Origin of the sequence: Corynebacterium sp. HMSC034B08, assembly GCF_001835805.1 — a bacterium.
GTDB lineage: Bacteria > Actinomycetota > Actinomycetes > Mycobacteriales > Mycobacteriaceae > Corynebacterium > Corynebacterium coyleae.
Genome location: NZ_KV825963.1, coordinates 51,233 through 63,969 on the forward strand (window position 1 = coordinate 51,233; position 12,737 = coordinate 63,969).

General features: G+C 64.4%; 15 protein-coding genes. 1 reads left to right on the top strand and 14 read right to left on the bottom strand.

Annotated elements, in window-relative coordinates; translation table 11 throughout:
• Positions 1-11: 11 nt before the first annotated feature.
• The 11 genes from HMPREF2656_RS06235 to dacB form a co-directional block, all read right to left on the bottom strand.
• On the bottom strand, positions 12-713 hold the full coding sequence (locus HMPREF2656_RS06235) for a 6PGD fold domain-containing protein (protein ID WP_070816138.1): 702 nt from the start codon (positions 711-713) through the stop codon (positions 12-14).
• Positions 714-1,532 (bottom strand): DUF6779 domain-containing protein, encoded by an 819-nt coding sequence (locus HMPREF2656_RS06240; protein WP_070816157.1) that lies wholly within the window; start codon positions 1,530-1,532, stop codon positions 714-716.
• A 10-nt stretch (positions 1,533-1,542) separates the two neighbouring features.
• Positions 1,543-2,010, bottom strand: coding sequence for a DUF3180 domain-containing protein (locus HMPREF2656_RS06245; protein WP_070816139.1), 468 nt, complete (start codon positions 2,008-2,010; stop codon positions 1,543-1,545).
• Positions 2,007-2,465, bottom strand: coding sequence for a 2-amino-4-hydroxy-6-hydroxymethyldihydropteridine diphosphokinase (gene folK / locus HMPREF2656_RS06250; RefSeq protein ID WP_070816158.1), 459 nt, complete (start codon positions 2,463-2,465; stop codon positions 2,007-2,009). The genes HMPREF2656_RS06245 and folK overlap by 4 nt, the downstream gene beginning before the upstream one ends.
• A gap of 5 nt (positions 2,466-2,470) precedes the next feature.
• Positions 2,471-2,842: a dihydroneopterin aldolase gene (gene folB, locus HMPREF2656_RS06255; RefSeq protein ID WP_070816140.1), complete on the bottom strand. Its 372-nt coding sequence runs from the start codon at positions 2,840-2,842 to the stop codon at positions 2,471-2,473.
• Positions 2,835-3,677: a dihydropteroate synthase gene (folP, locus tag HMPREF2656_RS06260; protein WP_070816141.1), complete on the bottom strand. Its 843-nt coding sequence runs from the start codon at positions 3,675-3,677 to the stop codon at positions 2,835-2,837. The genes folB and folP overlap by 8 nt, the downstream gene beginning before the upstream one ends.
• A gap of 6 nt (positions 3,678-3,683) precedes the next feature.
• Entirely contained in the window at positions 3,684-4,259 is a 576-nt protein-coding gene (folE, locus tag HMPREF2656_RS06265; protein WP_070816142.1) for a GTP cyclohydrolase I FolE, read from the bottom strand.
• On the bottom strand, positions 4,246-6,594 hold the full coding sequence (ftsH, locus tag HMPREF2656_RS06270) for an ATP-dependent zinc metalloprotease FtsH (RefSeq protein ID WP_070816143.1): 2,349 nt from the start codon (positions 6,592-6,594) through the stop codon (positions 4,246-4,248). The genes folE and ftsH overlap by 14 nt, the downstream gene beginning before the upstream one ends.
• 21 nt (positions 6,595-6,615) lie before the next feature.
• The gene (hpt, locus tag HMPREF2656_RS06275) at positions 6,616-7,215 is read right to left on the bottom strand and encodes a hypoxanthine phosphoribosyltransferase (RefSeq protein WP_070816144.1); all 600 of its coding nucleotides are present in this window, start codon (positions 7,213-7,215) and stop codon (positions 6,616-6,618) included.
• 114 nt (positions 7,216-7,329) lie between these two features.
• The gene (gene tilS, locus HMPREF2656_RS06280) at positions 7,330-8,214 is read right to left on the bottom strand and encodes a tRNA lysidine(34) synthetase TilS (protein WP_070816145.1); all 885 of its coding nucleotides are present in this window, start codon (positions 8,212-8,214) and stop codon (positions 7,330-7,332) included.
• Positions 8,215-8,225: 11 nt separating this feature from the next.
• Positions 8,226-9,482 carry a D-alanyl-D-alanine carboxypeptidase/D-alanyl-D-alanine endopeptidase gene (dacB, locus tag HMPREF2656_RS06285; protein WP_070816146.1) on the bottom strand — a complete coding sequence of 419 codons (1,257 nt, stop codon included), beginning with the start codon at positions 9,480-9,482 and terminating at the stop codon, positions 8,226-8,228.
• Between the two features lie 61 nt (positions 9,483-9,543).
• Here dacB and HMPREF2656_RS06290 point away from each other — a divergent pair, with 61 nt between their 5' ends.
• A complete protein-coding gene (locus tag HMPREF2656_RS06290; protein ID WP_070422474.1) occupies positions 9,544-10,026 on the top strand; it encodes an inorganic diphosphatase in 483 nt (160 codons plus the stop codon).
• 247 nt (positions 10,027-10,273) lie between these two features.
• On the opposite strand, the gene HMPREF2656_RS06295 is transcribed toward HMPREF2656_RS06290, so the two are convergent.
• The 3 genes from HMPREF2656_RS06295 to HMPREF2656_RS13080 form a co-directional block, all read right to left on the bottom strand.
• On the bottom strand, positions 10,274-11,932 hold the full coding sequence (locus tag HMPREF2656_RS06295; RefSeq protein ID WP_070816147.1) for an MFS transporter: 1,659 nt from the start codon (positions 11,930-11,932) through the stop codon (positions 10,274-10,276).
• A gap of 88 nt (positions 11,933-12,020) precedes the next feature.
• A complete protein-coding gene (locus HMPREF2656_RS13075) occupies positions 12,021-12,323 on the bottom strand; it encodes a hypothetical protein (protein ID WP_070816148.1) in 303 nt (100 codons plus the stop codon).
• A gap of 79 nt (positions 12,324-12,402) precedes the next feature.
• Positions 12,403-12,737, bottom strand: a 335-nt coding sequence (locus HMPREF2656_RS13080; protein ID WP_210400966.1) for a hypothetical protein, incomplete at its 5' end; no start/stop codon positions are given.

Below are 12,737 nucleotides of genomic sequence, written 5' to 3' on the forward strand. Positions count from 1 at the left end.
AATCTTCCCCTTTATCTTCCCTCGTATTTCTGAATAACCCACAGTTCCGTATCCGTGTCCTGCTCCATCTCACCGCGTCGGCGCTGCAGATCCACAAACAGCCTGCGCACTCCCGGTTCCGGCAGCGCGACGAGCATCCGATCCAGTTCGCTGACGCTCCTTGCGTATCGACGACCCGACGCCGCCGCCATGAACTTCTCCGCCACCGCCTCAAACGACGGGACCGCGTCGATGAGCAGCTCGAGCGCGTCGTCGCGCACCGTCGCCTCCAGCGCGCGAAGTTCCTGAGCGGCGGCGATGGTGGGGCGGACGGTGTCGTCGATACGCATGCTCGTACCGCCGATCTCCGCGATGAGCAGCCCCACGACGGTCTCGCCGAGTTCGTCCGTGGCGGAGGTGACCCAGATGTTGTCGAAGAGGTTGTGGGCGCACATGGTGATGGCCTGGGACGTTTCGACGTCGTCAAGCAACTGCGGGCCTTCCTCCAACGCGGTGTGGAGGAACATCTGCTGCGGGCGCGCGTAATCAGCCAGGATTTCTGCGGCGGCGCGGATATCGTTCGCGGAGCCGTCAATGAGCACGAGGTCCACGTGCGCGATTGCGCCCGGGTCGGTGCTGATATCGATCGGGCGCACGGTGTGCCCGGCGCGCTCCATGTCGTAAGCGAGTTGGCTGTGGCCGGGGATTGCGCCTACGAGCAGGCGTGGCGCCATTTACTTCCCCCGGCGCGCGAGCAGTTCAGCGACGGAAATGGAGTTCTCGCGCTCGTCACGACGACGGCGGCCCGAACGGCGCGGCTCCTCCTGCGGTTCCGGTTCCGGGGTTGGTTCTGGCTGCGGTTCTGGCTTTGCTTCTGCTTCCGCTTGCGCCTTGCGCTCGCTGATCAGGTCAGACAGCGGGTTGCGGGCAGGGCGGCCGGACGGCTGGGTGCCAATGCGGCCAGCGATCGCATCCGAGCTCGGCGCACCTGTCGGACGCACGCGGTCGAGCACAACCGTGTCGTCGGTCGACGGCGACGGGCGCGCTGGTTCTGGTTCTGAGATCGGTTCTGGTTCCGGGGTGGGTTCCGGCGCTGGCTCTGGCTCTGGCTCTGGGGTGCTCTCCAACTCGGAGATGCGACGCGCAGAGGCGCGCACGGCGGCTGGCTCGTACTCGAAGACGCGGCCGTTGAGCTCCTCCAACTGTGCTCGCAGTGCCTGGATCTCGTCCTGCAGCGCGCGAAGGGCTTCCATGTCCACCGCGGAACCCTCGCCCTGCGGCAGGGCGGCGATGACGGCCTTGTGGCGCTCTTCCTGCTCGCGGACTTGCTCGCGGGCGGCTTCGGCGTCCCGGGTGGCGTCGTCACGCTCGCGGCGGCTGCGGAAGTTCAAGATCAACCCGGCCGCTCCGGCCCACAGCGCGAAGATCAACGCGATCTTCAGCGCGTTGGCAGAGTTGGTAAACAGCATGACAACGGTGCCAATTACGGCGACAACAAAGGGGACGATGACCCACAGGGTTGCGCTGTCACTGGATGTGTTTTTGGCACTCATGCCCAACACTCTAGCCAACCCCCTGCCCGTCGGCGGGTGGCGACACCTCGCAGTTTTTCTCCAGCACCAACCCGGCCACACACAGCGCGATGCCGCCGAGAGTGCCCACCGTCAGGGGAACGACGTCGTCAGATGCCGCCGCCAGCACATCAAGTTTGCGCACCACATACATCAACGCACCTGCATACATGCCGCCGCAGATCGCACCCGCCCACGCGCTGGCCTTGCCGAACACCATGAAGTTCGCCGCCTGCATCGGGTTGAGTTGGCTGCGGTCCAGCCCCACCTGGCCGTCCTTGCGGCGCTTGTGCACCACCCATGCCAGCCACCCGGCGACCGCGGCGATGCACCACAGCGACAGCGGCACGATTAGGTCCAGCGACTCCAGCCAGCTGTAATAACGCCGCACCACAATCAACGCGGCTGCGGCGCTGAAGCCAGCGGCGGCGATAAGGCCTTCGATCGGCGTGCGCTTCATAGTTTGCGCACCTCTTGATCCTCCAGGCCATCGAGCAATTCGCGTATCGACGACCCCCTCAACTCCGCGCCCGGATCAATCTCCAACCACGGCTCGAGCACAAACTGGCGCAGGTGCGCGCGCGGGTGCGGGACCGTCAGCACCGGGTCGTCGGAGGTGTAGCCCTCGATCCAGACAATGTCCACGTCTAGGGTGCGAGGGCCCCAGCGCTCCACGCGCACACGCTCGGCATCGTTTTCTAGGCGCTGGCAGCGATCGAGCAACTCGTGTGGGGTTTGGTCCACCTCCACCAGCAGGCTTTGGTTCAGAAAGTCCGGCTGGTCCGTCTTGCCCCAGGGGGCGGTGGCGTAGACGGAGCTGGCGGCAACGGTTTCGCTCACGAACTCGTCCACAACCGCGCGCAGGTGCGCACGCGCATCACCCATGTTCGATCCGGAGGACAGCACTGCGCGCATGGGCATCACATCCGTTTCCGGGAGCGGCGAGCCACTACTGCGACGTCGTCGAACACTGCCGGGATCGGCGCGTGCGGCTTGTGCAGAGTGACCTCGATGGCCTGCAGCACGTCGTAGGTGCGCATAGCGGTCTCTGCGATCTCGACAACCACGGTCTCAATCAACTGACGTGGCGTACCGGTTGCAATCGCCAGCGCGGTGTCGGCGAGTTCGGCGTAGTTGACGGTTTTGGTCAGGTCGTCGTCACGCGCGGCGTCTGCAAACTCCAACCAGCACGTGATGTCCAGCGAGAACGCCTGGCCAAACTCCGTTTCGTGCTCGAGTACGCCGTGGTTGGCGTGGAACTTAAGCCCTTTGAGTTCGATGCGGTCAGCCATGGTTCCACCTTGCCACCACATCCACCGCATCGCGCGAGACCGCAACCTCGTGCACACGCACGCACCACGCGCCGGCCTGGGCGGACAGCGCCGTGACGGCAGCGGTAGCCGGATCCGCATCCACCGGGGAGTGCTCAAGACCGCGGTCCGCGCGGATCTCTCTGAGGAAACGCTTGCGCGACGCACCCACAAGAATCGGAAACTCACCGGCGATGAACTCCGGCAGAGCGTTGAGCAGCGCCCAGTTATCGGCCGCGGTCTTGGCAAAGCCCAAGCCCGGGTCCAGCGTGATCTGCTCCTTGGCCACACCCGCGGCCAGGGCGTTCTCGACGAGTTCCGCCAGCACCTGGTGGACATCCTTGACCACATCCCCGCCATGGTCAGCCGCGCCCGAGGCGTTGACAAACGCGTCCGCACGCCAGTGCATGAGGCACACCGGCAGCTGCGTTTCCGCCATCACGCGGTACATGTCCTCATCCGCCAGGCCACCGGAGACGTCGTTGATCAGATCCACGCCCTCTTCAGCAGCGGCCTGCGCGGTAGCGGCACGCATCGTGTCAATCGAGGTCCGGATGCCATCCTCGTGCAACGTCCGGATCACCGGGCGAATGCGCTCCGCTTCCACCTCCGCGGGAACGCGGGTGGCGCCGGGTCGGGTGGATTCGGCGCCGACGTCGATAATGTCCGCCCCCAACTTCACCAACTCGTGGGCGTGCGCGATGGCGTCGTCGGTGGCGAGCCACTTGCCGCCATCCGAAAACGAATCCTCCGTGACGTTGACAATCCCCATCACACTCGTGCGCCCGGGAAGTGTCAGGTCGGCGACAGTGGTCATTGGTGTCTATCCCCTAATCAGGCTCATGACCTCGGCACGCGAGGCCGCGTTCTTCTGAAAACCGCCGCGCACAGCGGACGTGGTCGTCGTCGCACCCGGCTTCCGAATTCCACGCATTGCCATGCACAGGTGCTCGCATTCGATGACAACGATCACCGCAGACGCATCAAGCTTTTCGACGATCGCATCCGCAATCTGCGCCGTCAACCGCTCCTGCACCTGCGGGCGCTTCGCATACATATCCGCCACACGGGCCAACTTGGACAGGCCGGTCACCTTGCCGTCCGGGCCCGGGATGTAGCCAATGTGGGCCACGCCGTAGAACGGCACGAGGTGGTGCTCGCAGGTGGAGTAGATCGGAATGTCACGCACGAGCACCAACTCGCGGTGGTTCTCCGAAAAGGACTTCTCCAGGTGCACCTTCGGGTCCTCGTGCAGGCCCGCGAACACCTCTGCGTAGGCGCGCGCCACACGCGCTGGCGTCTCCACGAGGCCCTCGCGGTCCGGGTCTTCCCCCACCGCGATGAGCAGCTCACGCACGGCGGCTTCGGCGCGCTCGTGGTCAAACTTAGGCGTCGTCATCGTCGTCTCTCCTGTGCTTCGGTTCCTGCGGCTCGCGCGGCAACTGGGTCGTCTCGTCTTCAGACGCAGTCGGACGGGTTTCCGGCTCCGGACCACGCGCTGGGTGGTCTGGGCGTTCGTGCTCCGGCAGGCGGAAGCCGATCTCCTCGGTCTCCCGGGTTGGGTAGTTCTCCGCACCCGGGTGCTGCTTCGGCTCGGGCTGTTGTGGTTTGGGCCCGCCCACGTAGGTCCAGTCCGCCGGCGGCTTCTCACCGCGATACTGCGGGGCCTGGCCCTTCGGCGGCTGCCAACGCGTGGAGCTCTTCTTCTCCGCTGCCTTCTCTTCCGCCTCGCGTTCCTTGCGACGACGCTCACGCGTCGCCTTCGACGCCTCCAGGATGGAGAAGCGCTTTGGTGGCTCCTCGCCACGCTCCTTCGCAATCTCCACTGGGGTCTTCACCGGCTCGCGACCGATCTGGCGACCGAAGCGCACGTCGTGCTCCGGCAAGGTCGGGCGTTGCGGCTCGATCGAGTCGAAGATCTCCTCCAGATCGCCGCGACGCAGGGTTTCCTTCTCCAGAAGCTTCGAGGCCAACGTATCCAGCTCGTCGCGGTATCGCTCGAGGGTTGTGTAGGCGACCTTGTGGGCTTCGTCGAGAAGCGTCTGCATCTCCTCGTCGATCTTCGCGGCGACTGCCGGCGAGTACTCGAGTGTGCCGCCACCGCCGCGGCCGGAAAACGGATCGCCCTGCTCCTGGCCGTACTTCACCGGGCCAAGCGAGGAGGTCATGCCGTACTCGGTGACCATCGCACGCGCGATCTTCGTGGCCTGCTCGATATCGTTCGAGGCCCCCGTGGTCGGGGCGCCGAAGACGAGCTCCTCGGCGGAGCGGCCGCCCATGGCGAACACCATGCGGGCGAACAGTTCGTCGCGGGTGTACATGCCCTTGTCGTCCTCGTCCGCCGTCATGGCAAAGCCGCCGGTGCGGCCGCGGGCAAGGATGGTCACCTTGTACACGCGCTCGATGTCCTTGAGCGCCCACGCAGACAGTGTGTGGCCGCCCTCGTGGTAGGCAGTGACCTTCTTTTCGTGCTCGGAAATGATCTTGCTGGAACGACGCGGGCCACCGATCACGCGGTCCGTGGCCTCCTCGAGCGCATCCGCGGTGATCACGTTGCCGCCGATGCGGGCGGTGAGCAACGCGGCCTCGTTAAGCACATTCGCCAGGTCCGCACCCGACATGCCCGCGGTGCGCTTGGCCAGAGCATCCAGGTTGACGTCCTTGGCCAACGGCTTGTCCTTCGCGTGCACCTTCAAAATCTGGGCACGGCCCGCGAGGTCCGGGTTGGATACCGGAATCTGGCGGTCGAAGCGGCCCGGGCGCAGCAGCGCCGGGTCCAGGATGTCCGGACGGTTCGTCGCCGCCAGCAGGATCACGCCCTCGCGGCCGGAGAAGCCATCCATCTCCACCAGCAACTGGTTCAAGGTCTGCTCGCGCTCGTCGTGGCCGCCACCCATACCGGAGCCGCGCTGGCGGCCGACGGCATCGATCTCATCGACAAAGATGATGCACGGAGCGTTCTCACGCGCCTGTTTGAACAGGTCACGCACGCGGGAGGCACCCACGCCGACGAACATCTCCACAAAGTCAGAACCGGAGATGGTGTAGAACGGCACGCCCGCCTCACCAGCGACAGCACGCGCAAGCAGGGTCTTACCGGTACCCGGTGGGCCATAGAGCAGCACACCACGCGGGATCTTCGCGCCAAGCTTTTCGTACACGCTCGGGTCGGTGAGGAAGTCCACTACCTCGTGGAGCTCGTCAACGGCCTCGTCGGCACCCGCCACGTCATCGAACGTGTTCGTCGGGTTGTCCTTAGTCAGCTGCTTCGCCTTCGAACCACCAATGCCAAACGGTCCGCCGCCGCCCGACTGCATGCGATACATGAAGTAGAACAGCAAGCCGAACACCAGGATCATCGGCAGCATGAAGCCCAGCATGGACATCAGGAACGAATCCTGCGTCACATTCGTCTGGTAGGAATCCGCCTCAGCCTCACGCACCGCCTGGAACACATCCGGCGCGGTACGAGCCGGGTACTGGGCAGAAATTGCCTCGACGCCCTCGCGCTCGTCGACAGTAATCGGCTCACGCAGATCAATACGCACCCGCTGCTCGCGGTCATCGATCTGCACTTCCTCCGCATTATGTTCGCGGAGCTGCTGCATCGCCACCGACGTATCCACGCTCTGGTAAGCGCGGGAATCGTCCCCAATCAGCGTCAGCAAATAGAGCACAATAAGCGCGATGGCGCCCATAATGCCCCACCGCATGACGTTTTTATTTTTGCTCATAAACCTTGGTTCTAGTCGGCTTTACTCAGCGTCCGAGTACACGCGCGGATGCAACGTGCCCACGTACGGCAAATCACGGTAGCGCTCCGCGTAATCCAGGCCGTAGCCGATCACAAACTCATTCGGGATATCAAACCCGATATCAAGCAAGTCGATCTGCGCCGTCTGCACATCCGGTTTGCGCAATAGAGTAACGACCTCAAGGCTCTTCGGGTTCCTGTTGCGCAAATTACGCAGCAACCACGACAGCGTCAGACCCGAATCGATGATGTCCTCAACCACCAGCACATCACGGCCGGCGATCTCCTTATCCAGGTCCTTCAGAATGCGGACCACGCCGGAACTCGTCGTCGAGTTGCCGTAGGAGGACACCGCCATGAACTCCATCTCAGCCGGGATAGACAGCTTGCGTGCAAAGTCCGTCAGGAAGAACACCGCCCCCTTCAGCACACACACCAAAATGAGGTCCTCTTCGGAGTCGCGGTACTTCTCCGACACCATATCCGCCAACTCCTGGATGCGCCCCTGCAACGCCTCCTCACTGATCAGGATTGCCTCCACGTCGTCGCCGTAACGGTTCGGCGGAACGTTGAAATCCTTCGTGTCGTGCAACTCAGTCATGGGCTGGCCTTTCCCTTTCGCTGTGCCTCGCGGACGTCACGCAGTTCACCTGCGCGTAACTTCCTCATCTTGCCACTAGATTCCTACAAGGCACAACCACCTGGGGCATTTGGGCTAGGTCAGGACCAATTTCCCGTCGATTCGCGCCACCGAACGCCCGCCGCCTACCGCGATCGGCCCCTGCCCGCGCCAGTTGGTCACCAGTGCCTCGATCGCCGCCAGTTGGTCGCCTTGAACCCGCACTCCTTCATCCAGGAGCCATCTTGCTAATCGACGACGCCTCACCGGCCCCGCATCCCCCTCCAACTCCACACACGACGTGGTCAGCGTGAGGTCCGCGAGTTGTTCAATGAGCGCCTGGTCGGCTGCGATGCGGTTCGCGGTGGTGGCAAGGGCCGGCACCGCATCCCCGCCCAGCAAGTCCGTCAGCGCAGGGATGATGCTTTGGCGCATTGCTACGCGACGATACGCCGGGTCGGAATTCATCGGGTCGTGCCAGACTTCGAGCCCGAGTTCCTCGCACGCCCCGACGGTGTCTGCGCGGCGGATGTGTAGGAACGGCCTGACGATCTTCCCGTTGCGCTGCGCCATGCCCGACGGGTTGCCCCGCAACGCGCCGAGTAGCAGGGTTTCTGCCTGGTCGTCGGCGGTGTGTGCGACCCAGACGTCGCGGCCGGATTCGAGTAGCGCGGCGTAGCGGGCTTCGCGCGCGGCGGCCTCGACGTTGCCGGGTCCTACTGTCACGTTGGCCACCGTAGAGGCAAACCCGAACTCGCGCGCCACGGCCGCGGCACGCTCGGCGATCTCGGCCGAGCCGGGCTGCAAACCGTGGTCCACGACCACAACAGAGACGTCCTTCTGCTCCGCCGCAGCTGCCGCGACCAGCGCCAACGAGTCCGGCCCGCCCGACAGCCCGATCACCGCTGGCCCGTCGAAGGGGCGCACAGCCCGCCTGCACGCGAGGAAGTGCGGGGAGCGGCGCGGCCAAAACGGTTGCATCAGGGTGCCTTTTAGAAAGCTCGCAGCGCCGAGGTGAACTCGTCCATGGCCCGGCGCGCCGCGAGCACGTCGGCGTCGTTACAGATCAGCGCAAACGTGTAGATGTTTCCGTTCACGCTGGTCACCGTCCCGGCCAGCGAGGCGGTGCCGTCGAGCGTGCCGGTTTTCGCGCGGACCCAGCCGCGCCCTGGGAGGTCGCCGTAGCGGTCCGCCAGCGTGCCCTCGCCTGCTGCAACCGGCAGCGTTGCCAGAAGCGGGCGGAGTTCGGGTTTGGTCGTAGCTTCCACGAGCACACTATCCAGCACCACCGGCGGAATGAGGTTGTCGGTAGACAAGCCCGAGTTATCCGAGAGCGCCACGCCCGACGTATCGATGCCGTGCTCCTGCAGCAGCGACAGCGTCGCCGACGGCGCATCCTTCACCCCGCGCGCGAGCGCGACCTCGCGTCCGATCGCCTCGGCGTAGACGTTGTCGGATTCCTTCATCATCATCTCGAGGCGCTCCACCAGCGTCGGCGATTCCACCTCAGCGACGACCTCGGCGTCGGTGGGGGCCTCGCGCACATCCACCACGCCCGCGCCGAGGCGATTCGCCAGCGCCTGCGCTACGTCGAGGGCCGGTGTGTGCGAACGCGGCACGTCCCCAGACGTCTCCCCGTCCAAGCGCCCACCGGACAGCATCGCGGGCTGCAGGGGTGCGACGTAACCGCCGTCGATATCCAGCGGGTCCCAGCCCGGCATCATCTCCGGCATGCCAGCCCAGGCGGACGTATCCACGTACACCTCGGACGCCTCCCCGATCTGGCCCGCCAGCTCGTCGAGTGCCTCCGCGTCCAACCACACGTCGCCAGCGGCCTTGATCGTCACCGCACCCGAATCCGCGGCACGCACCACCTGCGTCGTAATCGTGTCGCTTTGCCCCAATTCGATCAGCGCCGCCGCGGCCGTGAGCACCTTCGTCACCGACGCCGGGCGCAACGCATCCCCCGACGCCCTGTCAAACACCACGCCCCCGCTTACTGACGACACCCGCGCATGGAACTGCCCCAAACCAGGATTCTCAGCAAGATTGGTGAGGGTTTGGGTCAGCAAGGTGTCGTCGATAAGCGAAGGCTCTGCAGGCACAAGCGGAAACGCCGCCTGCTCGAGCCGAAACGCCGGCGCATGCTCAATCCGCGACAACTGCTCATGCGCAGCCACACCAAACCCAGCAACACCACCAACCGCAGCCAACGCCAACGTGCCCGCAACCCAAGTCCATACCTTCATCGGCAAAAAGCGTAGCCCACGTATGATGATTTGCGGACAATCACCGAACGAAGGAGATCCCATGTCTATTGAGGTCATCATCGAAATCCCCAAGGGCTCGCGCAACAAGTACGAGTTCGACCACGAAACCGGCCGCGTCTACCTCGACCGCTACCTGTTCACCCCGATGGCATACCCAGCCGACTACGGCTACATCGACAACACGCTTGCCGACGACGGCGACCCACTCGACGCCCTCGTCATCCTCCCCGAACCAGTCTTCCCGGGCGTCACCGTCAAGGCCCGTCCGCTTGGTGTATTCAAGATGACCGACGAAGCCGGCGGCGACGACAAACTCCTCTGCGTCATCGACGACGTCCGCTACGACCACTACCAGGACATCGACGACGTCTCCGACTTTGTCAAGGACGAAATCGAGCACTTCTTCGTCCACTACAAGGACCTCGAGCCGAACAAGGAAGTCACCGGCTCCGGCTGGGGCAACAAGGCAGAAGCCGAGAAGATCCTCCAGGCCTCCATCGACGCATACAAGGGCGACAAGTAAGACTGTTTGGTCTTTGATAGCCGGGCTCCGCGACTGTGCGGGGCCCGGTTTTTGCTGTTCTGTGGTGGGTTTTCTGGGGTTTTCTGGGGGTTTTCTGGGGTTTTGCGCAGTCGTCTAGCTCCCCCTCAGATCCAACTAGACGATCAGCTGGCGGGCTTCACATTTCCCCAGGTCATGTTGAACATGATGGTCATTATGCGCCTGATCGTCTTGTTGGCCTTGCGGCGAGCTAGACGATCAGCGAACACTAGACTGCGGCCGGAGTCTTCTTCGACTGTCGCAGCACCATCACCGAGCCGAGCAGGCCCAGCAGCAGGAACAGGGCGGCGAACCCGATCGACCAGGCGGCGGCATCGGCGAACCCGCTGGACAGCTGCTGAACAACCACACTGCGGGCGTCGCCGAGGGGTGCGGTGAAGGGGTCGGTGGGGGTGGCGTCGCGAAGTTGCCCGATCATCGAGCCCGCGGACGCCTGGGTGGCCTCGGACAGTTTGGACAGCACATTCTCGGACACCCCGGCGACGGACTCGAGCGAGGACGGGATGGTGCGCGCCATCGCCGCTGCCAGGGCGGATCCAGCGATCGCGGCGCCCATGGCGGAGCCGAGTTGGCGCACCGTGGACTGGGTGGCCGAGCCCGCGCCCGACTGCGCTTCGGGGATGCCGGCGAGCACCGTCGAGGTCAACTGTGCGGACGCAAGGCCGAGCCCTACGCCGTAGACCACGAGTGCGCCGACGGTGAACCAGGTGGAGCCTTGCGTTGCGACGACCCCAGCCAACAGCCCAACACCAACCACCTCAAGTGCAAGACCAAGCACGACGACACCCGGCGCGCCGAGACGAGCCGCGAGGTGGCGTGCGGAGGCACCGGAAACGAACGCGCCGAACGCCATCGCGGCGAGAACGAGGCCAGTGCGCACGGTAGAAAGTCCCACGGCGTTGACCAGGAACAACGGCAGGACAAACATGAGGGCGAACTCGCCGACGGCGACCATGGCGGCGGTGAGGTTGCCCCAGGAGAAGGTGCCGACTTTGAACAGCGAGAGATCCAGAAGCGCATCGCGGCCGTTGCGCGCGCGGTGCAGCTCCCAGCGCAGGAACAGGCCGATGAAGATCAGGCCGATACCGATGGCGAACGGCACGGGCGAGACAGTCCAGCTCTCTGGCCAGGACCAGGAGCCGATGCGCAAGGTTTCTTTCTTTTCCCACCAGCCGAGCGTGGTCGCCTCGATGAGCCCGAACACGACAAGCCCGAAGCCGATGGCGGAGGTGAGCAGGCCGTCGACGTCGACACCCCGGACGTTGCGTTTACCGTGAGTTTGCGGCACCCAGGCGTAAATCCCCAGCAGCACCAGCAGGCCGAGCGGAAGGTTTACCCAAAAGATCCACTGCCAGGAGAAGTACTGTGTGAGCACCCCACCGAGCAGCGGGCCGAGCGCCGCCGTGCCGCTCATTACGGCGCCCCACACACCGAACGCGGCGGCACGGTCCTTGCCGTGGAAGAGCGAATTTACCGACGACAACGTCGCCGGCAGCACCGATGCACCACCGACGCCTTGGACGGCGCGGGCTGTGATCAGGGTGGTTGCGGTCGTCGATAAGCCTGCAAGCAACGAGCCACCAATGAACAGCGCAACGCCGCCGGCGAATGTGGTGCGGCGGCCGACACGATCCCCCAGGCGGCCGGAGCCGAGCAGCAACGCCGCAAAGATCACGTTGTAGATCGCGTTGACCCACTGCGCGTTGGTGAGGCTGAGGTCGAGGGCGGTGATCATCGTGGGCAGGGCGACGCCAACGATGGTGCCGTCCATGACAATCAGCGCCAGCCCTGCGGCGAGGACCGCGAGGGCCTTCCACCGGCCGGGGTGTTGTTCAGTGGTGGCGGTTGGGGTGTGCACTGTAGTCATGGGGTTCCTTTCGACCTTCACGACAGTAGGCCTGGGAACCACCGGGATTCATCAACCGATCGGTCGAAAAAATGCACACCCTTTCGGTTTAGAAGTAGTGCTTGTACAGGTAAAACCCAACAGCGCCGAGGCCGGTAAGCACCAGCAGAATGCTCGGCACGATGATCGCAAGCGGCGAGGTGCTCGAGGATTTCGCCGAGCCATCTTCCTTCCCAGTCGGGATCTCCAGCGATTCCGTGATTGTTGTCGTTGCGCTCGTACTCTTATCGACGACCGACCCCTCCGGAATCTCCACCACCGTAGTAGCCGCTGCCGTGGCGCTCTCGGTGGAAGTGGTTTCGGTGGACGCGCTCGTTGTCGTGGTTACCGTGACCTGCGCTGACGTACGCATCGTCGTGGTTTCCTTCGACTCTGCCGACGGAGTTGCTGCGGACGTGTTTGTCTTCTCGGCGGAAGTAGACGGTGCAGCCTCAGACGACTTCGTGGTCGTGGTGACCTTCGTCGCCCGGGTCTGCGTAGTTGGCGTGGGCTTCAGCGTCGGAGACGTAGTCGATGTGCGCGAGGTCGTGGACGTCGTAGTCGGCGCCGACGAGGTTGCCTTCGCGGTCGTCCTCGTTGCTGGCGCAACCTCCGAGGAATTTGTAGTCGGTGTGGTCGTTACTGCCGAGGTCTTGGTAGACAAACGCGGAGTCGTGGGCTTCGTAGCCTTCGTGGTCGTGGTGACCTTCGTCGCCTGGATCTGCGTAGTTGGCGTGGGCTTCAACGTCGGGGACGTGGTCGATGTCCGCGAGGTCGTAGAGGTCGT